General features: G+C 64.3%; 23 protein-coding genes and 2 tRNA genes. 12 read left to right on the top strand and 13 right to left on the bottom strand.

Annotation, left to right across the window (positions count from 1 at the left end):
- The first annotated feature begins 73 nt into the window (after nt 1–73).
- The 9 genes from EC845_RS05660 (at nt 74) to EC845_RS05700 (ending at nt 9,774) form a co-directional block, all read left to right on the top strand.
- Nucleotides 74–1,144: a ligase-associated DNA damage response exonuclease gene (locus EC845_RS05660; protein ID WP_123296194.1), complete on the top strand. Its 1,071-nt coding sequence runs from the start codon at nt 74–76 to the stop codon at nt 1,142–1,144.
- Entirely contained in the window at nt 1,144–2,754 is a 1,611-nt protein-coding gene (locus EC845_RS05665; RefSeq protein ID WP_123296195.1) for an ATP-dependent DNA ligase, read from the top strand. Before EC845_RS05660 ends, EC845_RS05665 begins: the two co-directional genes overlap by 1 nt.
- A complete protein-coding gene (locus EC845_RS05670; protein ID WP_123296196.1) occupies nt 2,751–5,342 on the top strand; it encodes a ligase-associated DNA damage response DEXH box helicase in 2,592 nt (863 codons plus the stop codon). Before EC845_RS05665 ends, EC845_RS05670 begins: the two co-directional genes overlap by 4 nt.
- Nucleotides 5,339–5,986: a ligase-associated DNA damage response endonuclease PdeM gene (gene pdeM / locus EC845_RS05675; protein WP_123296197.1), complete on the top strand. Its 648-nt coding sequence runs from the start codon at nt 5,339–5,341 to the stop codon at nt 5,984–5,986. The genes EC845_RS05670 and pdeM overlap by 4 nt, the downstream gene beginning before the upstream one ends.
- Before the next feature lie 93 nt (nt 5,987–6,079).
- Nucleotides 6,080–6,622: a Chromate resistance protein ChrB gene (locus EC845_RS05680; protein WP_123296198.1), complete on the top strand. Its 543-nt coding sequence runs from the start codon at nt 6,080–6,082 to the stop codon at nt 6,620–6,622.
- Complete coding sequence (locus tag EC845_RS05685; RefSeq protein ID WP_123296199.1) at nt 6,609–7,826, top strand: MFS transporter; 1,218 nt, start codon at nt 6,609–6,611, stop codon at nt 7,824–7,826. The genes EC845_RS05680 and EC845_RS05685 overlap by 14 nt, the downstream gene beginning before the upstream one ends.
- A 109-nt stretch (nt 7,827–7,935) precedes the next feature.
- On the top strand, nt 7,936–8,544 hold the full coding sequence (locus EC845_RS05690) for a hypothetical protein (protein WP_123296200.1): 609 nt from the start codon (nt 7,936–7,938) through the stop codon (nt 8,542–8,544).
- A gap of 6 nt (nt 8,545–8,550) precedes the next feature.
- Nucleotides 8,551–8,784, top strand: a complete 234-nt coding sequence (locus EC845_RS05695) for a SlyX family protein (protein ID WP_123296201.1) — start codon at nt 8,551–8,553, stop codon at nt 8,782–8,784.
- A gap of 78 nt (nt 8,785–8,862) precedes the next feature.
- The gene (locus EC845_RS05700; RefSeq protein WP_123296202.1) at nt 8,863–9,774 is read left to right on the top strand and encodes a DUF808 domain-containing protein; all 912 of its coding nucleotides are present in this window, start codon (nt 8,863–8,865) and stop codon (nt 9,772–9,774) included.
- Nucleotides 9,775–9,847: 73 nt separating this feature from the next.
- On the opposite strand, the gene EC845_RS05705 is transcribed toward EC845_RS05700, so the two are convergent.
- Together EC845_RS05705 and rnr are read right to left on the bottom strand one after the other, a co-directional pair.
- Entirely contained in the window at nt 9,848–10,606 is a 759-nt protein-coding gene (locus tag EC845_RS05705) for an SDR family oxidoreductase (RefSeq protein WP_123296203.1), read from the bottom strand.
- Nucleotides 10,607–10,726: 120 nt separating this feature from the next.
- Nucleotides 10,727–13,189, bottom strand: coding sequence for a ribonuclease R (gene rnr / locus EC845_RS05710; protein WP_123296381.1), 2,463 nt, complete (start codon nt 13,187–13,189; stop codon nt 10,727–10,729).
- Nucleotides 13,190–13,212: 23 nt separating this feature from the next.
- On the opposite strand from rnr, the gene EC845_RS05715 reads away from it, so the two are divergent.
- Both EC845_RS05715 and EC845_RS05720 read left to right on the top strand, forming a co-directional pair.
- Nucleotides 13,213–13,297: transfer RNA gene (locus tag EC845_RS05715), tRNA-Leu, on the top strand.
- A gap of 252 nt (nt 13,298–13,549) precedes the next feature.
- Nucleotides 13,550–13,634 (top strand) — tRNA-Leu (locus EC845_RS05720).
- Nucleotides 13,635–13,799: 165 nt separating this feature from the next.
- Here EC845_RS05720 and rimO read toward each other — a convergent pair.
- Entirely contained in the window at nt 13,800–15,212 is a 1,413-nt protein-coding gene (rimO, locus tag EC845_RS05725; RefSeq protein WP_123296204.1) for a 30S ribosomal protein S12 methylthiotransferase RimO, read from the bottom strand.
- A 31-nt stretch (nt 15,213–15,243) separates the two neighbouring features.
- On the opposite strand from rimO, the gene EC845_RS05730 reads away from it, so the two are divergent.
- Nucleotides 15,244–16,878: a recombinase family protein gene (locus EC845_RS05730; RefSeq protein ID WP_233597935.1), complete on the top strand. Its 1,635-nt coding sequence runs from the start codon at nt 15,244–15,246 to the stop codon at nt 16,876–16,878.
- Here EC845_RS05730 and EC845_RS05735 read toward each other — a convergent pair.
- The 10 genes from EC845_RS05735 to EC845_RS05780 all read right to left on the bottom strand — a co-directional run bounded on the left by EC845_RS05735 (nt 16,832) and on the right by EC845_RS05780 (nt 24,258).
- Nucleotides 16,832–17,137 (bottom strand): hypothetical protein, encoded by a 306-nt coding sequence (locus EC845_RS05735; RefSeq protein ID WP_233597936.1) that lies wholly within the window; start codon nt 17,135–17,137, stop codon nt 16,832–16,834. The genes EC845_RS05730 and EC845_RS05735 overlap by 47 nt on opposite strands.
- Nucleotides 17,134–19,053, bottom strand: coding sequence for a DNA cytosine methyltransferase (locus EC845_RS05740; RefSeq protein WP_123296205.1), 1,920 nt, complete (start codon nt 19,051–19,053; stop codon nt 17,134–17,136). The genes EC845_RS05735 and EC845_RS05740 overlap by 4 nt, the downstream gene beginning before the upstream one ends.
- Nucleotides 19,050–19,421: a hypothetical protein gene (locus tag EC845_RS05745; RefSeq protein ID WP_199739729.1), complete on the bottom strand. Its 372-nt coding sequence runs from the start codon at nt 19,419–19,421 to the stop codon at nt 19,050–19,052. Before EC845_RS05745 ends, EC845_RS05740 begins: the two co-directional genes overlap by 4 nt.
- A complete protein-coding gene (locus tag EC845_RS22075; RefSeq protein WP_148077250.1) occupies nt 19,418–19,747 on the bottom strand; it encodes a hypothetical protein in 330 nt (109 codons plus the stop codon). Before EC845_RS22075 ends, EC845_RS05745 begins: the two co-directional genes overlap by 4 nt.
- Nucleotides 19,744–20,364 (bottom strand): HD domain-containing protein, encoded by a 621-nt coding sequence (locus EC845_RS05755; protein WP_123296207.1) that lies wholly within the window; start codon nt 20,362–20,364, stop codon nt 19,744–19,746. Before EC845_RS05755 ends, EC845_RS22075 begins: the two co-directional genes overlap by 4 nt.
- Nucleotides 20,361–22,400: a ParB/RepB/Spo0J family partition protein gene (locus tag EC845_RS05760; protein WP_123296208.1), complete on the bottom strand. Its 2,040-nt coding sequence runs from the start codon at nt 22,398–22,400 to the stop codon at nt 20,361–20,363. The genes EC845_RS05755 and EC845_RS05760 overlap by 4 nt, the downstream gene beginning before the upstream one ends.
- Entirely contained in the window at nt 22,400–22,768 is a 369-nt protein-coding gene (locus EC845_RS05765; protein ID WP_123296209.1) for a hypothetical protein, read from the bottom strand. Before EC845_RS05765 ends, EC845_RS05760 begins: the two co-directional genes overlap by 1 nt.
- Nucleotides 22,765–23,106, bottom strand: a complete 342-nt coding sequence (locus tag EC845_RS05770; RefSeq protein WP_148077251.1) for a hypothetical protein — start codon at nt 23,104–23,106, stop codon at nt 22,765–22,767. The genes EC845_RS05765 and EC845_RS05770 overlap by 4 nt, the downstream gene beginning before the upstream one ends.
- The gene (locus tag EC845_RS05775; RefSeq protein WP_123296211.1) at nt 23,091–23,417 is read right to left on the bottom strand and encodes a hypothetical protein; all 327 of its coding nucleotides are present in this window, start codon (nt 23,415–23,417) and stop codon (nt 23,091–23,093) included. The genes EC845_RS05770 and EC845_RS05775 overlap by 16 nt, the downstream gene beginning before the upstream one ends.
- A 403-nt stretch (nt 23,418–23,820) precedes the next feature.
- Nucleotides 23,821–24,258, bottom strand: a complete 438-nt coding sequence (locus tag EC845_RS05780; RefSeq protein WP_158615632.1) for a helix-turn-helix domain-containing protein — start codon at nt 24,256–24,258, stop codon at nt 23,821–23,823.
- Nucleotides 24,259–24,523 lie beyond the last annotated feature (265 nt).

Here is a 24,523-nt window from a genome sequence, read left to right on the forward strand (position 1 = left end):
GGGCCCGCGCTCCTACCCCAGCTCGCCGTGCCGGCTCCCGAGATTCGAGCCCGCCCTCGCCACAATCGAGAGCATGCCGAGCGAACATTCAGACGCCCCGCCCGTATCCGTCGCCGGCCCGCATGGCCCGCTGCGGGACCTTGGGCCGGACCTCGCCCGCGACCTGGTTCAGTTGCGTCCAGAAGGCCTCTACTGCCCGGCCGGCGGTTTCTACATCGACCCCCTGCAGCCGGTCCCGCTGGCGGTCATCACGCACGGCCACGGCGACCATGCACGCCGCGGCATGGGGACCTACCACTGCAGCATGGACACCCTGCCCATCCTGCGCTGGCGGCTGGGCGATCAGCTTTACGTGCCTCACGACGAAGGCGTGGCCTTCATGCTGGGCGAGACACGGGTCAGCCTGCACCCGGCCGGCCACGTGCTGGGTTCGGTTCAGGTGCGCATCGAACGGGACGGCGAAGTGTGGGTGGTCTCCGGCGACTACAAGCGCCAGCCCGACCCCACCTGCCGGCCGTTCGAGGTCGTGCCCTGCGATACCTTCATCACCGAGGCCACCTTCGGGCTGCCGGTCTTTCGCTGGCCCGATACCGCCGGTGTGGCACGCGAGATCGTCGCCTGGCGAGAGCAGTGTGCAGCGCGCGGCGAAACGGCCATCCTGTATTGCTACGCACTGGGCAAGGCGCAGCGTGTGCTGGCCGAGCTCATGGCTCATACCGACCAGCCGGCCCTGCTTCACGGTGCCATTGCAGCCGGCGTGGCGGTGTACCGGCAGGCCGGCATTCCGATGCTGGCCACCGAACCCGTCGGCGAAACGCCGCGGGGCTCGGACTTCGCGGGCCGGCTGGTGATCGCGCCCCCTTCGGCAGCGGGCAGTGCCTGGCTGCGGCGCTTCCGGCAAGCGCAGCACGGGTTTGCATCGGGCTGGATGCAGTTGCGTGGCAACCGGCGGCGGCGCAATGTCGATCGCGGTTTTGTGGTTTCCGATCATGCCGACTGGCCCGACCTGCTGCGCACCGTCCGGGAAACAGGTGCACGTCGCATCATTGCGACGCACGGCGATACCCATGCCCTGGTGCGAACGCTGCAGGAATCCGGCGTGCAGGCCCATGCCTTGGCCATGCCGCAAAGCGAGGACGACTGATGCGCCGTTTCGCCGCGCTCTACCGCACGCTCGACCGCAGCACCGCCACGCTCGACAAGCGCAGTGCACTGGTGGCTTATTTCCGCGATGCGCCCGCACACGATGCGGCCTGGGCCATGTACCTGCTGGTCGGCGGCAAGATCACCGGCCCCAAACGCCGCATCGCCGGCAGCGGCGAACTGCGGGCCTGGATCGCCGAGTGCACCGGCCTGCCCGATTGGCTGGTCGACGAAAGCTACAGCGCCGTGGGCGATCTGGCCGAAACACTGGCCTTGCTGCTCGACGACCCGCCCGCCGGCCAGGCATTGCCCGACCGCGGCCTGGCGCAATGGATCGAGGAAGACCTCCTGCCGATCGCGAATCAGCCGCCGGAGGTCCGCCGTGCCGTCGTGGTCGCCGCCTGGCGCGGACTGGACGAAGCCCAGCGGCTGGTCTTCAACAAGCTGCTGACCGGCGCCCTTCGCGTCGGTGTGTCGCAGCGCCTGGTTCAGCAGGCGCTGGCCGAGCTCTCGGGCCTGGATATCGCCCGCATCGCGCAGCGCATGCTGGGAGCCTGGAGCCCCTCGGCAGACCTTCTCGAACGGTTGCTCGATCCGGCTGAACGGGCCACCGACCGCCAGCAGCCCTACCCTTTCTTTCTGGCCTCGCCCTTGGAAATCGAAGCGCAGGCATTGGGCCCCATTGCCGACTGGCTGCTCGAATGGAAATGGGATGGCATCCGTTTGCAACTGATCCGGCGGCACGGCGAAGTGGCGCTGTGGTCGCGCGGCGAAGAGCGCCTGGACGGCCGTTTCCCCGAGATCGAACAGGCGGCCGCCAGCCTGCCGCACGACGCAGTGATCGACGGCGAACTGCTGGCCTGGCGGCCCGGCGAGCCACGGCCTCTGCCTTTCTCGGCGCTGCAGACACGCATCCAGCGGCTCAAGCCCGGCCCCAAGACGCTGGCCGAGGCGCCGGCTCGGGTGGTCGCCTACGATCTGCTCGAACTCGACGGCGTCGACCTGCGTGCCCGCCCCCAGCACGAGCGCCGACTCGCTCTCGAAGCCTTGCTCGCCGCCCATGACCACAGCCGCCTGCAGGCCTCGCCACGCGTGACGGCGGCAGACTGGCCCGCCGCCGCCGCGTTGCGTCTGGAGGCCCGGGAGCGCAGCACCGAAGGCCTCATGCTCAAGCGGCTGTCGGCGCCCTATCAGTCGGGGCGGCGGCGCGGCGACTGGTGGAAATGGAAGGTCGATCCACTCACCATCGACGCCGTGCTGCTGTATGCCCAGGCGGGGCATGGCCGGCGCAGCACGCTCTACACCGACTACACCTTCGGGGTCTGGCACGAAGGCCAACTGGTGCCGATCGCCAAGGCCTACTCGGGGCTCGACGATGCCGAGATCCTGGCGCTCGACCGCTGGATCAGGGCTCATACACGTGAACGTTTCGGCCCGGTTCGTTCGGTCGATGCGGTTCAGGTCTTTGAACTCGGCTTCGAAGGGGTCAACCGCTCGGCCCGGCACAAGTCGGGCGTGGCGGTGCGTTTCCCGCGCATCCTGCGGTGGCGGCACGACAAGCCTGCCGCCGAGGCCGACACGCTGGCTCAGTTGCAGGCGCTGGCTCCATGACTCCGCGCCGGCACGCAGAGGAACGGCTGGCCGCCTGGTTCGCCACGCGCGGCTGGAAGCCCCTGCCCTTCCAGCGTGAAGTGTGGACCCATTACCGACGCGGCACATCCGGCCTGCTGCACACCCCCACCGGCAGCGGCAAGACGCTGGCAGCCTGGGGCGGCCCCTTGCTCGAAGCGCTCGAAGAATCGATCCGAGCCGCGGGACGGCCAGACGCGCCATCGACGAAGCCCTCGGCGACACCCAAGACCGGCAGCCGATCCGCGCCCGGCGGCCGATTGCGCGCCCTGTGGATCACGCCGCTGCGGGCCTTGGCGGCCGATACCACGCGCGCCCTTCAGCAACCCCTCACGGAACTCGGACTGTCCTGGCAGGTGGCCATGCGCACGGGCGACGCCAGTGCCCGCGACAAACGCCTGGCCCGTACCGGTGGCGCCGAGGTACTGGTCATCACCCCCGAATCCCTGTCGCTGCTGCTCAGCGATGCGGCAAGCGCACAGCAACTGGCCTCGGTGCGCGCCATCGTGGTCGACGAATGGCATGAATTGCTGGGCAACAAGCGGGGTGTCCTGCTGCAGCTCGCACTGGCTCGCCTGCGCCAACTGGCAAGCGCACACGCACCGGCACACACGCTGCGCATCTGGGGACTCTCCGCCACGCTGGGCAACCTGCCGCAGGCCCGCGACGTGCTGCTGCCGCATGCACCCGACGCCGTGCTGGTCGGCGGCGTGGCACCGCGCCGCGTCGCCATCCACAGCCTGATGCCGGCCGAACAGCGCCGTCTGCCCTGGGCCGGGCACATGGGACTGGCTCAACTGCCCGAGGTCTATGCCAGGCTGCAGCAGGGCAACACCAGCCTGCTGTTCACCAACACCCGTGCGCAAGCCGAGCTGTGGCACCAGGCCCTGAGTGCCATCTGGCTGGACAGCCCCGGCACCCTGGCTCTGCACCATGGATCGCTGGATCCGGCCCTGCGCACCGCCGCCGAGCAGGGCCTGCGCGAGGGCACGGTGCGCTGCGTGGTCGCGACCTCCAGTCTCGACCTCGGCGTGGACTTTCCGGCCGTCGACCAGGTGCTGCAGATCGGCAGCCCCAAGGGGGTGGCTCGCCTCATGCAGCGGGCCGGCCGGGCTCGCCACCGGCCCGGCGAAGCCGGCGAGCTGACCGCCGTCCCCGCCCAGGCCCTCGACCTGCTCGAGTTTGCCGCGGCTCGTTCGGCCCTGCTGGCCGGCCGAATCGAAAGCCGGCAGCCCCTGCGCCTGTGCCTCGACGTACTGGCTCAGCATGCCGTGACATTGGCACTGGGCGGAGGATTCGAGCCGGCCGCCCTGCTGGCCGAAGTGCGGGGCACGCATGCCTACGCCGACCTGAGCACCGAGGATTGGCAAGCGGTCCTGAACTTCGTCGTGCAAGGCGGCCAAGCTCTGGAGAACTATCCCGAGTACCACCGTGTCGTTGCCGATGCCGAAGGCATCCATCGCGTCGAGGACCGGCGTATCGCCTTGCGCCACCGCCTGTCCATCGGCACCATCGCGGCCGATGGCGCCTTGGCCGTGCGCATGCTGCGCGGCGCGGCGCTGGGGACGATCGAGGAAGGTTTCATTGCGCGGCTGCAGCGCGGCGACGTGTTCCAGTTCGCCGGCCGGCGGCTGGAGCTGGTCCGCACCGAAGGCATGACCGCGTATGTCCGCAAGGCACGCCCGCAGGCATCGTCCGGCCCGGTCGCCACCTGGCAAGGGGGGCGCATGCCCTTGTCCAGCGAGCTCGCCCACGAAACCGAAACCCTGCTCGGCCAGCATGCCCAAGACCCGGGGACCGCCGCCCGCAGGCATCCCGAACTGGCTGCCCTGGCGTCGCTGCTGGCCTTGCAACGCGAGTTGTCCGGATTGCCCACGCCGGGCCGGCTGCTGGTCGAGTTCATCGCCACACGACGAGGCCAGCATCTTTTTGTCTACCCATTCGCGGGCCGCTCGGCTCACGAAGGGATCGCGGCGCTGGCGGCCTGGCGCTGGAGCCAACTGACACCCAATACCTGGTCCTACACGGTCAACGACTACGGTTTCATGCTGACGCCCGAGGTCCCGCTCTCGGATACCGGTGCGGCCACCTTGCAGACCCTGGTCCGCCAGATCTTGGCGAGCGACGGCATCGAGGACGGTCTGCGGCACGCCCTCAACCTCGGTGAACTCGCTCGCCGCCAGTTTCGAGAAGTCGCACGTGTGGCGGGACTCCTGCCGCCTTCGCTGCCGGGACGCGCCCCGCCTTCCATGCGTCAGCTCCAGGCCTCGGCCGGACTGCTGTACGACGTACTGCGGCGTTACGATCCAGGGCACTTGCTGCTGGCGCAGGCCGAGCGCGAGGTGCTGGAACAGCAACTGGAGCTGGACCGCCTGCAGGCCGCTTTGACCGATTGCTCGGCCCGGGAATTGACCGTGATGTTTCCGCCCTCGCTGACGCCCCTGGCGTTCTCGCTGTGGGCCGAAAGCCTGAGGGGCCAGTTCAGCAACGAGGCATGGCACGTCCGCGTGCGCCGCGCGGCCGACCAGCTCGAAGCAAAAAACACCCCTTCGAAACGACCCCGCCCATGACCTCCGCCAGCCTCGATTTCGAACGGGCCGGCACGCGCTTGACGGCGTATGCCGAGCGCGCGCTGTTCTGGCCGCGAGGCCGCTGCCTGCTGCTGGCCGATCTGCATCTGGGCAAGGGCGAGGTGCTGCGTCGCGCAGGCATCCCCGTGCCTCGCGGCGGCACGGCCCATGACCTGGCCCGGCTCTCGGCCCTGATCGAACACTGCCGGCCCGCCCAGTTGTGGGTGCTCGGCGATCTGCTGCACGGTCCGGTCCCGCCGCAATCGGACTGGCTCTTGCAATGGCTGGAATGGCGCGAAAGGCACGGCGAGGTGGCCGTGCACGTGGTACGCGGCAACCACGACCGCGCACTGGACGACCGGCAACTGGCCATCGAATCCCACACGGAAGGCCACCTGCTCGAGCCGTTCGTGCTGACCCACCATGCCACGGAAACGTTGCAAGGCCATGTGCTCTGCGGACATCTGCACCCGGTCTGCCGCCTGCCGGCGCTGCGCCAGCGGTGGCCTGCGTTTCATCTGGCTCCAGGGCAGACGGTGTTGCCCGCCTTCTCCGCTTTCACGGGCGGATCGGCGTTCCAGCCGGCGGCCGGCGAGCAGGCCCTGCTCTGCGTGCAGGGCCACGTGGTCCGGGTCGTGGGCTGAGGGCGTATCCAGGCGATCGCACCGGTCTGCCTGTCTTTTTTCCGTCATTGCGATACGATAGAATTGAAACCATCGTTACATTCATTCAGAACGATGGAAAAACTCAACTGGTTGCTGATCACCTACAAGGTTCCGCCGGAGCCGGCCGCCCGGCGTGTCGCGCTATGGCGCAAGCTCAAGGGCATGGGCGCGGTCTATCTGCAGAACGGCGTGTGCCTGCTGCCCAAGACCGACGACCACGTGCGGCGCCTGAAAATGCTGGAAAACGACATCGCGGAGCAGGATGGCGACTGCGTGATCCTCGAAACGGTGGCGCTCGACCGGGCCCAGGAGGACAAGGTCGTGGCCCGCTTCAAGGCCGATCGCGACGACGAGTACCGTGAGTTCATCGGCCGCTGCAACGACTTCGAGGCCGAGATCGCCAAGGAACGTGCGCAGAACAAGTTCACCTATGCCGAGCTCGAGGAGGAAGACACCGACCTCAAGAAACTGCAGAGCTGGCTGGTGAAGATCGGCAAGCTCGACTTCTACGGTGCGCCGCTCGCCGAAGAGGCAGCCCGCCACCTCCGTGCCTGCGAGGCGCTGCTCGACGCCTACGCCCGACAAGTCTTCGAGGCCCACGATGAAAACCGTTGAAACCGCGCCCCCAACGCCGAGACAGGGCTGGCGGGCCATTCCCACCGGGGTCTGGGCACTGGGTTTCGTGTCCATGCTGATGGACATCTCCTCGGAGATGATCCATGCCCTGCTGCCGCTCTACATGGTGACCGTGCTGGGTACCTCGGTGCTCAGCGTCGGCCTGATCGAAGGCATTGCCGAAGCCACGGCCTCGATCACCAAGGTGTTTTCCGGCGCCTTGAGCGACAAGCTCGGCCAACGCAAGTGGCTGGCCGTTACCGGCTATGGGCTGGCCGCGCTGACCAAACCCGTGTTTCCGCTGGCGGGCACCATGGCCTGGCTGGTCGGCGCCCGTTTTGTCGACCGCATCGGCAAGGGCATCCGGGGCGCCCCCCGCGATGCGCTGGTGGCCGACATCACGCCACCGCACCTGCGCGGCGCCGCCTTCGGGTTGCGGCAGGCGCTCGACACGGTCGGCGCCTTCACCGGCCCGCTGCTGGCCATCGGACTGATGTGGCTCACCGCCGACCACTTTCCCACGGTGTTCTGGTTTGCCGTGCTGCCTGCGTTTGCCTCCGTGGCGGTGCTGGTCGTGTTCGTCAAGGAACCCGAGCGCCCTGCCCATGTCCGGCGCGTGCGGGCGCCCTTGAGCCGGACCGAACTGGCTCGACTCGGCTCGGCCTACTGGTGGGTGGTCGGCGTCGGCGCGGTGTTCACGCTGGCCCGCTTCAGCGAGGCCTTCCTGCTGCTGAGGGCCGAGGCCATGGGCGTGCCGCTGATGTGGACGCCAGCGGTACTGGTGCTGATGGGCCTGGCGTTCTTTGCCTCGTCCTATCCGGCCGGCGCCTTGTCCGATCGCACCAGCCGCGGCGGCGTGCTGGCCGTGGGCCTGGTGCTGCTGCTGGCAGCCGACCTGGTGCTGGCCACGGCCGACAGCTACTGGGGCCTGGGCGCAGGGCTGGTGCTGTGGGGTCTGCACATGGGCTTCACGCAGGGGCTGCTCGCGGCGCTCGTGGCCGACACCGCCACCACCGAGCTGCGCGGCACCGCCTTCGGCATGTTCAACCTGCTGACCGGCCTGGCCCTGCTCATCGCCAGCGTGCTGGCCGGACTGCTGTGGGACGTGATCGGTCACCAGGGCACGTTCTATGCCGGTGCGGGATTCGCGGCCGCAGCGCTCGCCGGACTGGCGTTGCTGCGCCGGCGCGGCATCCTCCGTTGACGCCTCGTTTGCCCCCTGCCCTTGCACGGTTCCACCCCAGGCTCTCGTCAGCCCGCTCACCGCGCTACACTGCAACGCTTTGCCGCCGCCACGCCAACGAATACTGCCCATGGATCTCCTGCTGCCTGCCTTCCTGGCCTTCATTGCGCTCTACATCGTCCGCTCCCGCGAGCAAGGCCAGCGCATCCGCCTGCTGGCCAGCCACCTGGGGCGCTACCGCATCGAAAAATTGATGGAGCAGCTCACGCACAACTACATGCGTGCGCTCGACGAAAAAGACGCCGTGCGGCGCGGCCAGATCCTCGAGCTGCAGGAAGGCACCGAACGCGAGCTCGCGGGCCAGTTCGCCAAGTTTGCCCAGGATTTCCGCACCGTTCCCACGGCCGACGCCCGGGTCAGCCGGCTGTCGTGGCCACTGCCCTACGCCAGCAAGCTTTTCCCCACGGCCACGGTCGACATGCGTGAGCTGCTTGCCGTCCACGCCCGCGGCATCCACGAGACGGCGGCCAATGCCCGCGGCCTGTCGCCCAAGGACAAGGCCTTCTGCATGACGGCCGAGCTGTTCCTGATGCAGCACAGTTGCCACTGGTTCTGCAAATCCAAGACCGTTGCATCGGCACGCATGCTCGCCCGCCATAAAACGAGCTACGACCAATTGGTCCAATCCGTCTCGCCCGATACCCGGCGGGCCTACCTGCGTCTGGTCCAGCCGGACTGAGCCCCCATGGACATCAACCCGCAAGACCGCGTCGGCCCGCGCCTCGACGAGCTCGAGATCAAGGCCAGCTACACCGAAGACCTGCTCGATCAGCTCAACCTGACGATTTTTCGCCAGCAGCAGCAGATCGACCGATTGACGCAGCAAGTCGCCCAGCTCAAGGAACAGGCCAACCGCGCCGGACCGGGCGGGGACGCTGCCGTGCAGGATCCCCGCGACGAACTGCCGCCCCATTACTGATCCTGTCCCCGGCCGAAAGCCACCGCCCAGCCGGGCGGCAAGGTCTATGATGGTTCATCTTGTGATCCGAGGATAGATATGGCCGCTGGCAGCTTGCTTGCCCTGCTCGACGACATCGCCACCGTGCTGGACGACGTCTCCGTCATGACCAAAGTGGCGGCCAAGAAGACCGCCGGGGTTCTGGGCGACGACCTCGCGCTCAACGCGCAACAGGTCACCGGCGTGACCGCCGAGCGCGAACTGCCCGTGGTGTGGGCCGTGGCCAAGGGCTCGCTGCGCAACAAGGTGATCCTGGTCCCGCTGGCCTTGCTCATCAGCGCGTTCGCACCCTGGGCCATCACGCCCCTGCTCATGGTGGGTGGCGCGTTTCTGTGTTTCGAAGGTGCGGAAAAACTCGCCCACAGGTTCCTGCACCCTCCGGCGAAACAGGCCGCCCAGCACGAGGAGCATGTGCAGAACATCCAGCAGGCGCCGGCCGACGCCGTGGCACTCGAGCGCGGCAAGATCAATGGCGCCGTGCGCACCGACTTCATCCTGTCGGCCGAAATCATCGCCATCACCCTGGGCGTGACCCAGGGCCAGCCCGTACTGGAACAGTTCGCCGTGCTCTCCGGTATCGCACTGCTCATGACCGTGGGCGTCTACGGCCTCGTGGCCGGCATCGTCAAGCTCGACGATCTGGGATTGAACCTGAGTCAACGCAGCAGTGCCGGCGCACGACGTGCGGGCGCCTTCATCCTGGCCGCCGCGCCCTGGCTCATGAAGACGCTGTCCGTGCTGGGCACGGCCGCGATGTTCCTGGTCGGCGGCGGCATCCTCGCACATGGCGTGCCGATGCTGCATCACGGCGCGCAAGCGCTGGCCGAGGGCGGCGGCATCCAGGCCTTGCTGTTGGCTCAGCTCTTCAATGCCGGTGTCGGCCTCGTCGCCGGCGCCATCGTGCTCGGCGCGGTCACGCTCGTCAGCCGCCTGCGCAGAAAAACGCCCTGACCCGCCGAAGGCGGCTGCGGGCCTCCTGCGCGACGCGCACTGCGCTGCGTGACCGCCCGCCGCCCGGCCCCGCTCAGCCGCGTCCCACGAACGGCATCTTGGTGGCCATCACGGTGTGGAAAAGCACATTGGCCTCGAGCGGAAGATTGGCCATGTACAGCACCGAACGTCCGACGATGTCGACATCGATCATCGGCTCGGGCGCGATCTCGCCGTTGGCCTGCGGCACGCCCCGGGCCATGCGCGAGGCCAGCGGCGTCACCGCGTTGCCCACGTCGATCTGCCCCACGGCAATGTCGTAGGCCCGGCCGTCGAGCGCGGCCGTCTTGGTCAGGCCCGCCACCGCATGCTTGGTGGCCGTGTAGGCCGCCGAGTTGGGACGCGGTGTATGCGCCGAGATCGAGCCGTTGTTGATGATGCGGCCGCCCTGCGGCGTCTGGTCGCGCATCGCGCGGAAAGCCTGCTGCAGGCAATAGAACATGCCGTTGAGGTTGACGTCGACCACGCCTCGCCATTGCTCGGGCGTCCAGTCGATGAACGAGCCGGGCGGATTGGTCATGCCCGCGTTGTTGAACAAGAGGTCCACACGGCCAAAGGACTCGAGTGCCCGGTCGAACAGCGCGCGCACGGCCTGCGGATCGCAAACGTCGGTCGGCACCGCCAGTGCCTGGGCGGCATGGACACCCGCGGCCTGCCGCACGTCCTCGAGCATCTCGGCACGACGGCCGGCCAGCACCACCTGCCATCCATCGGCCAGCAAGGCCAGAGCGGCGGCGCGGCCGATTCCCGTTCCTGCGCCGGTCACGACGGCGGTCTTTTTCTGCATCTGCATGATGGGGTCTCCTCATGTGCCCGAGACGGGCAAAAAAAATGGGCCACGGGGCCCAGGTACATCGGCAAAGGCCAGGCCGGCATCCGAGGGGATGCACGACCTGGCCTTTCCACTGGCGCATCAGCGCCTGGGCTTGCGGGCCTTGTCCTTGTTGCGCGGCTTGAGCTTGCTCACGGCCTTCTTCGCAGCCATCCTCAACGCGTCGATGGGCGACATCTCGGCACCGGGGTTGCGTTGGCGCGGCGCCGGACTGGCCAGCGTCGGCTGGACGGCCTCGGGGGCATGGGCCGCGTGGTTCGCGTGGTTCGCGTTCCCGCCTCTTGCAGAAGCCGACTTGCGGCCTGCACGCTTGCGGGAAGGCTGCGAGGGCTGCGACGACGGCGGCGCCTCGAAGCCGTCGTTTGCAGCCGCCGGCACTTCTTCGGGGGCGCTTTCGGGCGCCGGTCGTGCGCCGCGGTCACCGGAACGCTGGCCCCTGCCCGACTTCGACTTGCGTCCGCCGCCATCCAGCGCGGCCAGCGCAGGATCCTGGACCAGACGGAAATCGATCTTGCGGCCATCGAGATCCACACGGCTGACCTGCACCTGCACCCGCGAGCCGATGGCATACCGCATGCCGGTGCGCTCGCCCCGCAGCTCCTGCCGCGCCTCGTCGAAGCGGAAGTACTCGCCACCCAGTTCGGTGACGTGCACCAGCCCTTCGACATACATGCTGTCGAGGGTGACGAAGATGCCGAACGTCGTCGCCGCCGTGACCGTGCCGGCGAACTCCTCGCCCAGATGTTCGCGCATGTACTTGCACTTGAGCCAGGCCTCGACGTCCCGGCTGGCCTCGTCGGCCCGGCGCTCGTTGGCACTGCAATGCAGGCCGGCAGCCGTCCAGGCCGTCTGCTCGGCATAGGCCGACGCACTCACCTTGGTCGGCTTGACCGCCGGCTGCGCCACCCGCTGAGCCAGACGCTTTTCGAGCTTGGCGTAGGCTTCGCCCGGCGTGGGCAGCGTGGGCAGCTTGTACTGGGTGTTGGTGAGGATGGACTTGATCACCCGATGCACCAGCAGATCCGGGTAACGCCGAATCGGACTGGTGAAGTGGGTGTAGGCCTCGTAGGCCAGCCCGAAGTGGCCGCTGTTGATCGGCGTGTAGATGGCCTGCTGCATGGAACGCAGCAGCATGGTCTGGATCTGCTGCGCGTCGGGCCGCTCGCGCGTGGCCGCCGCAATCGCCTGGAACTCGCCGGGGCTCGGCTCGTCGCTGACGGTCAGGCCCACGCCGATGGCCTTGAGGTAGTTGCGCAGGATGTCCTTCTTCTCGGGCGTCGGACCCTCGTGCACCCGGAACAGGCCGGTCCGCTTGTGCTGCTGGATGAAGTCGGCGGCGCACACATTGGCGGCCAGCATCGCTTCCTCGATCAACTTGTGGGCGTCGTTGCGCGTGCGCGGCACGATCTGTTCGATGCGTCCGTTCTCGTCGCAGACGATCTGCGTCTCGGTGGTCTCGAAATCCACCGCGCCTCGCGCATTGCGGGCCTTGAGCAGAGCCTGGTAGACGTCGTGCAGATTGAGGAAGTGAGGCACCAGCGCCTTGCGCTTGAACGCCTCGGGACCCCGGGTGTTGGCCAGGATGGCCGCCACCTCGGTGTAGGTCATGCGGGCATGGCTCCACATCACGGCCGGGTAGAACTGGTAGGCGTGGATCTCGCCCTTGGCGGTGATCAGCATGTCGGCCACCATGCACAGGCGCTCGACTTCGGGATTGAGCGAACACAGCCCGTTGCTCAGCTTCTCGGGCAGCATGGGAATCACGCGCCGCGGGAAATACACGCTGGTGGCCCGCTCGTAGGCGTCCACGTCGATGGGCTTGCCGGTCTGCACATAGTGGCTGACGTCGGCAATCGCCACCAGCAGGCGCCAGCCCTTGCTGCGGCCCACCTTGGCGGGTTCGCAGTACACGGCATCGTCGAAATCGCGCGCGTCTTCGCCGTCGATCGTGAGCAGGGGCACATCGGTGAGATCCACGCGATTGCGCCGGTCGGCAGGCCGCACCTTGTCGGGCAGTCCGCGGGCCTCGGCAATGCAGGCTTCGCTGAATTCATGGGGCACGTCGTATTTGCGCACCGCGATCTCGATTTCCATGCCGGGGTCGTCGATCTCGCCCAGCACTTCCTTGACCCGGCCGGCAGGCTGCCCATACAGCGCGGGAGGTTCGGTCAATTCGACCACCACCACCTGGCCCGGCTTGGCCGAGCCGGTCGCACCGCGCGGGATCAGCACATCCTGGCCGTAACGTTTGTCTTCGGGTGCCACCAGCCACACGCCGCTTTCCTGCAGCAGGCGACCGATGATGCACTGGGCAGGGCGCTCGAGGATCTCGACGACCCGTCCCTCCGGACGCCCCCGGCGATCGTGCGCGACGATGCGGGCCTTGACCCGGTCGCGATGCAGCACGGCGCGCATCTCGTTGGGCGACAGATACAGATCGCCCTCCCCGTCGTCCCGGACCACAAAACCATGGCCATCGCGATGGCCGGCTACGGTTCCTTCGAATTCTTCGACGGATGTTGTGGGAGTCTTGAACTTTATGATATGATACCTTTCTTTCCTGAGATGCCCAGGTGGCGGAATTGGTAGACGCACTAGTTTCAGGTACTAGCGCTGCGAGGCGTGGAGGTTCGAGTCCTCTCTTGGGCACCAACGGTCATCAAGACCTATTTCAAAGCCCCGTGAGTTTAACGACTCACGGGGCTTTTTGATTGCGCACTGGGCCGGTGACATGGCTTCATTAAAGCATAAAAAATCGAAGCAGCCCTGCAACTCCGGGCGCGCCCCTGCCCGCCAAAATCCAAAGCGGCGCGTCTTGGCCTCTCAAACAAAAAACTTGCATGGATTTGGCGTTCAAGCCGAATGGGCCTGAATCTCTTGCTATACTAGCGTCATTCCTGAGATGCCCAGATGGCGGAATTGGTAGACGCACTAGTTTCAGGTACTAGCGCTGAGAGGCGTGGAGGTTCGAGTCCTCTTCTGGGCACCAAAATTACAAAAGGGCCGCAAGCAATTGCGGCCCTTTTCGTATGGGCGTCACGCCAAGCATTCAACCCAAAAAAAGCGGCTCTTCGGCCGCTTTTCTGTCTCTGTGACTGCTCTTGCAGAGAACAACCGGCCGCTCCGGGCAGCCGCCACCCTCCCCCTCGATCGATCAGATCGGCACGGCCACCAGATCGTGTCCCTCCGTCGCCACCACGCGCGCACGGGTGAACTCGCCGACCTTCAGCGTCTTGCTGATCTTTTCCGGCGGCAGCAGGCGAACCACGCCATCGATCTCGGGGGCATCGGCATAACTGCGGCCCACGCCGCCCCGGCGGCCCAGACCGGGTGCGGAGTCGACCAGCACCTGCATGGTGGAGCCGATGCGGCGCTGCAGACGCTGCATCGAGACTTCTTCGGCCACCGCCATGAACCGGGCACGGCGCTCTTCGCGCACGGCCTCGGGCAATGCGCCGGGCAAGTCGTTGGCCGTGGCGCCGGACACCGGCGAATAGGCAAAACAGCCTGCACGATCGATCTGTGCTTCACGCACGAAATCCAGCAGGTGCTCGAACTCGGCTTCGGTCTCGCCCGGGAAACCCGCGATGAACGTCGAACGCACCACCAGCTCGGGACACATCTCGCGCCACTTGGCGATGCGCTCCAGGTTGCGTTCGCCGCTGGCCGGCCGCTTCATGCGGCGCAGCACATCGGGATGGCTGTGCTGCAGCGGCACATCCAAGTAAGGCAGCACCAGGCCCTGAGCCATCAGCGGGATCACTTCGTCCACGCTGGGATAGGGATAGACGTAATGCATGCGCACCCAGGCGCCGTAGGGCTCGGCCAGGGCACCCAGCGACTGCGCCAGCTCCAGCATGCGGGTGCGCACAGGGCGGCCGTCCCAGAAACCGGTGCGGTACTTCACGTCGACGCCATAGGCCGAGGTGTCCTGGCTGATGATCAGCAGTTCCTTGACGCCGCCCTCGAACAGCGCTTTTGCTTCCTTGAGCACATCGCCGATCGGGCGGCTGACGAGGTCGCCGCGCATGCTGGGGATGATGCAGAACGTGCAGCGATGGTTGCAGCCTTCGCTGATCTTCAGGTAGGCGTAGTGCTTGGGCGTGAGCTTGATGCCCGCCTCGCCGAAGGCCCCGGGGATGAGGTCGACGAAGGGATCGTGCGGCTTGGGCAGATGGGTGTGGACGGCGTCCATCACCTCTTGCGTGGCATGGGGGCCCGTCACGGCCAGCACGCTGGGGTGCATCTTGCGCACGAAGTTGCCGTCGCCGCCCTCGCCGCCCATGGCCTCGGACGTCTTGGCGCCCAGGCAACCGGTGACGATCACCTTGCCATTGGCCGCCAGCGCTTCACCGATGGTGTCCAGGCTTTCCTTGACCGCGTCGTCGATGAAACCGCAGGTGTTGACGATCACCAGATCCGCTCCCTCGAAGGTCTTGGAGGTCTGGTAACCCTCGGCGCTGAGCTGCGTGAGAATGAGCTCGGAGTCGGTGAGGGCCTTGGGGCACCCCAATGATACCATACCTATACGCTTAGGCTTGACTGGCTGTTCGAGGACGGATGACATAGTGGGGATCAATTCTTTTAAATCTACGGGGTTGGTCTACAGCTACTTGAGGTTCTCAGATCCCAGGCAGTCAGTAGGCAGCAGCTCGGATCGTCAACTCGCGTACGCGGCCAAGTGGGCCACCGAACACGGGCTGCAGCTGGACAGCAGTCTCTCGCTACGCGACGAAGGCCTGTCCGCGTATCACCAGCACCACGTCAAGACAGGTGCGCTTGGCGTGTTTCTGAAGGCAGTAGAGGAAGGCCGAGTTCCGCAGGACTCAGTGCTGATCGTGGAAGGGCTGGACCGCCTCTCCCGCGCCGAACCGATCCAGGCTCAGGCGCAACTGGCGCAGATTGTAAATGCCGGCATCACAGTCGTCACTGCCAGTGACGGAAAAGCCTACAGTCGCGAGCGCCTGAAGGCCAATCCGATGGATTTGGTCTACAGCTTGCTGGTCATGATCCGGGCCCACGAGGAAAGCGACACCAAAAGCAAACGCGTGAAGGCCAGTATTCGGCGTCTTTGCGACGGATGGATGGCCGGAACCTTTCGCGGTCGCATCCGCCAGGGCAAAGATCCTCACTGGGTTCGTGAAACGGAAACCGGCTGGGAAATCGATCCTGCCCGGGCCCCGGCCGTATTGCGAATACTCCATCTCTATCAGAGTGGATGGGGTGGCACCCGAATCTGCGAACAGTTGAATGCCGAGGGCCTCCTGCTCTTCGGCACCGGAACGGAGAACCACTCCCAGCAGATCTATCGCCTGATCAAGCAGCGTGGGCTCACTGGCCACAAGGCCATTGAGCTCGATGGCGAGCAGTATCTGCTCCCTGATTACTACCCTGCCCTACTCAGCGAGGCAGAGTGGGACGAATTGCAGAGAGTCGCGTCCGAGCATGGTCGCCGGCGGGTTAAAGGTGAGCTTCCCCACGTGATCACCGGTATAGGCATCACGGTGTGCGGTTATTGCGGACGGCCGATGGCCGGGCAGAACCTTGCATCTAAAAAGAGACTGCCTGACGGCCGAATCCGTGACAGCTACAGAAGATTGTTGTGTGCATCCGCCGCGTCATACGGCGGAGGATGCGCGGTTTCGGGGAGCGTCAGCGTCGCCCCAGTCGAGCGGGCCATCATGTCGTATTGTTCCGACATCGTGAACCTCCAGGCTCTTTATGGAGCTGATCGATCCGAGGCCCCCAGGATGCGGGTTGCGGCCGCAAGAGAAAAGGTCGACGTCATCAACCGACAGTTGGAAAGATTGACCGACGCCATGCTGGCTGCGGCCGGCGAAGGGACCCCGCTGACCTTTGCCCGTCGTGCCCGGCAGCTTGAGGTCGACCTCGAGGCCGCTCAGAAAGCGTTGACCGAGGCCGAACGTGATCTGGCCAGCATGGCCAGGCAGGATCTCACTGGGGCAGATGAAGCTTGGGGTAGGCTCGCCGCCGGCGTCGACGCTCAGGAAGTGGAGGCAAGGCTCCAGGCGAGGCAGTTGGTGGCTGACACATTCGAGCGGATCATCGTTTATCACCGAGGCGTTCGGCCCAACGAGGACGATCCGGATCCCATTCTGGATATCGTGCTGGTCGCGCGGGGCGGGACCGCGCGACTCCTTCGTGTAGATCGAACGGGCCGCTGGATCAGCGCCGAGTCCCTCGAGAGCGAGGAGCAGCTCGCTTCGGGATAGGCTCGGCAATCACAGAAGGCTCGATTGGCTTGCTCAGAATGCGCAGAAAGCCTTGCCCTTTGAGAAAGTTGCGGTAGTTGTTGACCGCCACCGCCTCAGCCTCTTTCGCGACCGAGTCGCCGGCAGCGATGACCTGGCCGTCCTCGGTCACGATGGCGAGTCGCGCTGGACGTCCATCGACCGTCACGCTCAGCCCCTCATGAGATACCGCGCTGATCACTACACCGGGCACATTCCCGGTCCGTTGTGTGCCAATCATGCATGACCCCCTTGAACGCTGAGAGCGACTGCCACATCCCGAACCCAAATCGGTGTGGATCCCAAAACGAAAGTCTCGCCGCTCCAGGCCAGTAGAAGCGCCTGACCAAATACCTCTCCTATCGCCTCGGCTGCATCCGGCGGGACCATATTGCCGATCCGCTCTCGCCAAGCCTGATCGTTCTCACCGTCCATCTTGAAGTGACCCATGAGCTGCCGACGCTCGAAGTCGTCGTCGGGGTCGTAGTACGACTGGAGTGCGGCCAGCTCGAGAGTGGTAAAGGGTCGATGCCATGTGCCGTCAAGTGCATGGATGCGGCAAATCACCTTGTCCGTCGCCTTCGGCAAGGCTGGAACATTTTCGGCACCCTGCAGAATAGGGGACGTTCCAGACTCCGCTTTCCCCAGGGAATCGACGTCGGTTGGTGGTTCATGGGTGGAACATTCCAGTGCCCGGGGATCCGCGACCGTCCAGCGCCCGTTGTCATGGCATGCGGAGCCGCTGACGGCGCCGGCTGACTGTGTCCAGTCGATGACCCCATAGTGACCAGCGGTGAGGTAGCTATCCCCTTTCTCACGTCGCAGGCCAGGACGCGGATCCGCCACGGAAAACGCCCCATTGGCATTGCCGGCAATCACGGTGCGCGAGTGCTCGCCCCACGGGGTCACATGGTATTTGCCATGCAGCAGATCTGGATCGATGCCGCCACGAGGATCCTGCACACACTGCCCCGAGCCATGGGCGCTCGTGACTGCGCCGGCCGGGCCGGCCCATGGCACGATGCGGTACTCGTTGCTGTGCTTGGCTGGTCCCGCGTGTCGCGGATCGGCTACGCTGAATGTCCCCTGCCCTGGCGACTTCACGCCGATCACCGCTCCGGCCGTGTCGCTCATATGCATCACTCCAAACTGTTGATACTGGGCGGCGCCGGCGGGTGGCCTTGGGTCAGCGATCGAGAAACTGCCATTTGTGGGCCCGCCACGGCTGGTGACCGTCCCCGACGTGTCTTGCCAATTCTGAACGCCGAGGTAACCATGTCTTGCGTCGGGCATCACCAAGTAGTCTCGGAGGTGGCCATCTTCAACCGCCAGACGGTTGAGGCTTCGCCAGTCGCTGCCGGCCTCCACGAAAGCCAGCCGAACCCAGGTCTTCCACTGAAGTGAAGGGATGCGATGCATAGGGCCTGCCCGTTCGATATCGCCCGGTAGTGGCATGCGTTCCAGCACCTCTCCGACGCTGCGCAGTCGTCGCTTGACCGGTTCGTAGACAAAAGGCGGCACCTTCGCTGCGTGCCTGGCCACAAGTAGAAAGCGTCGCCGGCTTTGAGGCAAGCCACCCAGTTCACCGCAGTCGTGGGTCGTCTCGGCTACCTCATAGCCGTAACTTCGCAGCAGTTGAACGATCTGATCGAGCAGGTGCCTGCCACGTGTGGCGATCAGGGGCACGTTCTCGAAAAGGATCAATTCGACTGGGTCGTCCTTGTAGGCTTCGAGAGTCAGCCAGATCCCGCGCAATGTGAGTTCATTGAGAGCCTGGTACTTCGCGGTCATGCTCTTGCTGTTGGGCATCAAGCCGCTGAAACCCTTGCAAGGTGCCGACAGAAATAGGATGTGCGGATGCTCCCAGCCAAATGCCCGATGTATGTCCGCCGTCGTAGCCTCACGCCATTCAGATGGAGGTTCGCGTCCATGGAACGCTTCATACTGGCGGCTATCGGCCAGGTCCATCAGGGTGCCCTTTACGCCGGACTCGCGTTCGAAGTCAGCAATACCAGCCGGGTCGTTGTCGATGCCACCAACGCAGCGCATCTTGCCGATCATGACGCCGATGGATGGCTTGGACTTGTTGAAGCCCTTGGCACCGCCACCGGCGCCGCAGAACAGGTGTCCATGTCGGATTTCGCGGGTGATGGTCATGCTGCACCACCTTTCCCGACCAGGCTGGCAATTGAGGCTTCCCCCTTCTGTGAATCTTCGATCAACCTCTTGATCATCGACTCATGCTCTTCCTTGGACCTGATGACAGGATTGTTCAACGCAAAGGCTTGGCGCGCTGCATCCAGACGATGCAGGATCGGTGGCAGGTCTGTTTTGATGACTTCAAACAGAGAGCGCAATCCTTCCTCGTGAGGCTCCAGATAGTGCCGTCCCATGTGTTTATAGAACACGTCAAGAAATGCCATGAATCCATATCCAGCCAGTGCATCAAGCGCACGGATCTCTGGCTCATTCAATTTGAGCGTGACGGCTAAATCCAGTCGCGGGTTCTGTGTAAGACGACTCATGCAGGCCTCGCCGATTTCTTGTTGACTTGACTGCTCAACGGAATCACCTTCCCCGTGCGGGTATAGAGCGCCGGCACCGCGTCGCCAAAGTGAACGATGTTGGTGAATCCGGCCGGTTCCCGCGAGTGGTAAGCCTCTGCCCAGATCCCTTCGAAGGGAACCATGCAGCCGACCATGTCCGAGTACCAGAGCATCGAGTCACGGCACAAGCCGATGACTAGAACGCGTCGTGGCTGCGATGCCTGTCCTTCAGGCCAAGCCACAAGATCCGGAAAGTGCTGCCGGGTGAGTTCCGGAGCTTTGGATAAATCAAGTGCGCAGCTCATACCCGGGCCTGCCTTTCTGCTGTCTCCGCGCGAGCAGCGTGCTCGAGGTCGCGGTAGGTGTTGATGAACATTTCGCGCCAGGTCGCCCAGTTGCGGCGAACACGGTGCAGGGCTGTCAGATCGGTCGACCAAGGGGTAACCTCCTGACCTTTTGTATCGAGCGACGGCCAGATGCTCGAGCGACCGGGTTCGTATTCGATGAGGTCACGTCGCTCTGTGGCCAAAGCAATAAGGTCGATGTGGTGAAGCGTCGCGCGGTATTTCGCGAACGTTTCGACCAACCCATAACGCTCGCGAACCGCTTTCATGTGCCGGTTTTCAAACTCTCGCCATACATCGCCCAGCACCGCTTTGGCCGGGCTGCTCGCATCGCCCACGTAAGCTTCGTGGCCGTCGTGCATGAGTGCGGCAGCCTGGACGATGGCCGGTAGTCCCTGCTGCTGCGCGATATGGGCGCACAGCAAGCTGTGTTCGGCCACGCTGTAGGGCCGCAGGGCATGACCGGTAAACCGATTGATCTGTGCCAGGGCGCTGGCAATGTCGTCCAGCACGTACAGATTCGTGGTGTCGAGTGCCAGGTCGAACTCGTGCCCCTGGCTTGTGAGGATCCAAGTCATGCGTCGCCCCCTTGCATGTGCTCGAGCTCGGTGTAATTGATCGCCAGCTCAACGGGATCGGAGTTGCTCGAACCGTCCTTCCACGACACGATCCAGGCCGAGGCATCTTTTGCCCGCTCGATGCGCCCCACTTCCCGACGTGTGAAATGCACTCGCCCATCCACTGATTGGTCCGACTTGATCATCACGTGCTCGCCCACTTTGAAGTCGTTGGGCGATACGGCCTCAGCCTCACGCAAAGCGGCAGCAATGCCTGCCGCGGCTTCGGCCTGGGTGGTCTTGGCAGGCTTCCTGGCGGCGGCTGTCTGGGCCGGCAGGGCCGACTCTTTAGCCTGCGCCGTCATTTCAGCCTTAACCGCCTTCTGGGCCTTAGTCACGATGTTCTGGCGCCCCATATCGGCCGCGATCGCATTGATCCGGTTCTGTGTGGTCGGTACCGAGCCGCGGCCGGGCCAGTCCTTCACCATGACCAGCAACATCACAAGAGCCAGGATGTCGTCTCGACCGCTCCACGTGCGCACCGCATCACGGATCCCGTCCGTCTTGGCGACCTCACCCACCTCCAGAAGTCGGGCAACCAAGTCACGCTGCTCTGCTGTCATATCCTGGGTGAGGATCAGCGCGATTTCACGCATGGTGCAGGTATCGCTCTCAACCTCGATGTTGTCCCGCATCTCGACCCAGAGCGCCTCGATGGCGCGCGGCCGCCAGGTACGTTCATACAGCTCGGCGAGCTTCGCTTTGCTGGGCACCTCGGCCTCGGCCTGGACTGCCTGAGCGGCCCTCTTGTCGATCGCCACCAGCATTTGTCCAACAGTGCTCGCCGGCATGATCTCCAGCGCCCGCGACGTCGACGTCACCAGAACCATCGGCGTGAAATCTTGCCCATGAAGGGCCTCGCGCAGTGACTGTTCCCGGCCGTTGATTTTGCGGACCTCGTCCAGGTCGACGTAGCCGTTCATCGGACCGCCTTCCGCCGGCAGAATGGCCTTGGCGGCTTTGCCTTCCACCACCTCCAGACCGCGCTCACGTGCTTGGTCAATCAGCCTGGCCGCAGCCTGAGCAACCTCTGCCTGGGCCTGTTCATTCGGGTCGATGAAAAGCTCTGCATTGGCCCAGGGTTCTTCTTCCCGCAGTTGCAACCGATGGCTGAACTTCAGATAGTCCTGTGCTTCAGCAACCGACATGGTGCGGTTCGCATGCGTCTGGGTAAAGGCCTTGCAGGCTTCGGCCTGCAACGGCCCAGGCACGCGTGCCAGCAACTGGGCCAGGCTCACCCTGATCGACTTGGAGATGAGTGCCGAGCGGCCCTCCGGCCCCAGATCGAGCAGCTTGAGTCGAGTGCGGACATGCGATGTCGTCTTGCCGACATGTTCGGCCACACCGTCCATGGTCAATGCGGACTCGGCCATCAGCAGCTGATAACCCTCGGCCTCCTCGATCGCATGCAGGTCGCGGCGCTTGAGGTTCTCGACCAGTTGAGCGATCAGCGCTTCGCTGTCCGTCATTTTCAGCACCAGGACACGCAGAGTGCGCAGCCCTGCCATGTTGGCTGCGCGCAGCCGCTGATGACCCAGGACAACCTCGTACCCTGGCTTCTTTGCGCCTCTGCCGTGGCGGGCCATATGGTCGGAAAAACTCTCCTCGAGGCGTGCGGCAGGCAATGGCCTGGCCACGATAGGCTGCAGAACACCTTGCACCTTGATGCTGGCTGCCAGCTCGTCCAGGAATTCCGTATCGAAGTAGGTGCGCGGGTTGGTCCGGCTTTCGACAACTTCGCTAATCTGCACCAGACGCAGCTCGCCGCCCGCTGCCAGCTCGGAAACCACATCGTCTGGAAGCACCGTGAAGTCAGTCATGGGCAAGGAGATTTCGGCGTCGAAACCATCGACCTTCATGCGGTACTTCCCTGCCTTGCCTGTCCGCGTGATCGTGGCGATTGCGCCGGCCTCCAGCAGTCGCTCGCCATTTGCACGCTGAGCGTCGTCATGAATGCGCACGCGGCGCTTGATGAGGGGGTTCTTGACGACCGACATCAGTGCAACTCCTTGCTGAATGGAGTTGCCTTGTCAATGCCGCTAGAACCGGTCACGGCTTGGAGTGCCAGGATGTTCAGCCACGCAGGCACACGGCTGCCGATCTGGCCTTGCTCGGAGAGCTGGCGGCACAGTGCGATGCAGCGATTGGCCATGTCATGGGCCTGTTGCAAGCCCAGGGTGGGCTCATTGCTCAGGTACCAAGCCAGCACGTGGGACGCAATCTCCGTCCACACGCGTTGAGTGTGCTCAGGCTGTTGGTCCCACTTTGGACAAACAAGCTTTTGCTCCGGTGACATCAAGTTGAAGGCGGCTTCATACGCAACCTTCCCGAGAATCCCGGGTGGACTGATAGTCTTCGTGTTCATTGAAGGTCCTTGCGGAGTGATGCCGGCGTATCCGGCAGATGGATAAAGGTCGCTTCGCAGTCCAGTCTTTTGCTGCGAAAGCGTGGGTTGACGGCCTCGATTTCCACGCGCTGTTTGCGCATTCGTGAGGCCATAGATCGAGCGGCATGGCCGCTGGCATTGCTTGAGTCGGGGTAGTGGTGCAGGGCCTTGACGACCTGGTCGTCTGCGGCCTGGATCTCGATGCAGAGAACCGGTCGACCGGTCGTGCCGTAGCGGCATTCGCAACTAATCACGGTGCCCGTGATGCGCAGTCGAAATGCCATCGCCCTTCCCTGTCCGGTCAGTTCGGACGCCAAAGAAAGACGTCCAGGCCGATCACGAACAGCCCGATGACGACGGCCAGGCCCACACAAACGCCGGCGGCACGAAACCCGAACGCAGGCTCAGGCAACGGACTGTCCCGATATGCGACGAGGTTGTTTGTGACGATCTGCTCGTCAGTGGGAGATGTCGGCCAAAAACCTTGCCAGCGAGGCGTGTGCGCACCAGGTGCCGCAACAACCTCACTCGAGTCGATGTGACGGCCAAAGGCTTGGTCCAGCGATCGAGGGTGTGTGTAGGCCAGCAGATCCTGATGGCCGAGGGCTTGAAGTTCGCGCATGTTCATGGCAGCAACTCCAGTCCACGCAACACATGGACGTACAGAATAAGCAGCCCGGCCGTGCATGAGATGCAAGCCAGCGTTTTGATGACGTTCGGCTTGTTTGGATCCTCGGGCGGATCTGTGCGGTACTCGGCGTTGACAGCGCTTTCCGGGGCTGTGACCGGTTGAGGGTGCGACATGAGTCCTCCATCTGTGAAGATGGAGGGATTAAATCATGCTTTACTTTTATCTGTAAAGCATTCTTTACTTTCAGGCGAAGTTGTCTTGTCGATGCTTCCTGGGAGCATCTTCAAAACATGGTCCTAATAACGACTGAAGTCTCAGCCTGGCCCGGCAAGGGAAGCGCTAGCCCTCATCCCCACTACTGCTGGGCCTGTCCTGGCTGGGAAACAGGTAGATCTTTGCGCTAGCCGATTGATCGTTTCTTATCTAAGACCTTCCGCTCCCATTGCTGTACTAGAGCATCGAGGTTCTCATCTATGAACTCGATCGCCTCCTCGGGGAGCGCGGAGATCCGCTGATGGTTGACCCTACGGAATGGCCAGTTTCCTGAGTTTCCTGTGGCTTGATTGGCACTCTCAGCTTGGAGATGCCGGTCCGTGTGCGGAGCGCCTTTTCCAGTTGCAAGCCAGACGGAGCTGACGCCTAAGTAGACAGCGGCAAAGGCACTGTTCTCTGCTGTAAGTGCCTTGGTCTTTCCGGAAATCACTTGATAAACAGCTTGCACGCTAACGCCCAGCTCAGTTGCTAGGCTTTTTGCATCCTTGCCCGCGAGTTTTAGGGCTTGATCAAGGCGTTCACCGTATGTCATTGACGAAAGCATACTTTCATACGCTGTAAGCATGGTTGGCATTGATTAAAGAATGCTTTAAACTGCAGCGATGTTGAAAACGACTGCAATCAAGTTGCTCGGCGGTAGTCGCCGAGTCGCCGCTCAAAAGCTGGGAGTTACGCCCCAGGCAATCAGTGGCTGGCCTGATCCGCTTCCACCGCGAATCGAAGACAGGGTTGTCGCGGCCGTTGCACGTGAGCACCTGCCGTCTCATTTTTGGAGTGATCCACCTCCATCGTCTCCAAACCATGGGTCAACTTTTTCTGTTTGCGATCCT

This window comes from Comamonas sp. BIGb0124 (assembly GCF_003752175.1).
Taxonomy (GTDB): domain Bacteria; phylum Pseudomonadota; class Gammaproteobacteria; order Burkholderiales; family Burkholderiaceae_C; genus Comamonas_F.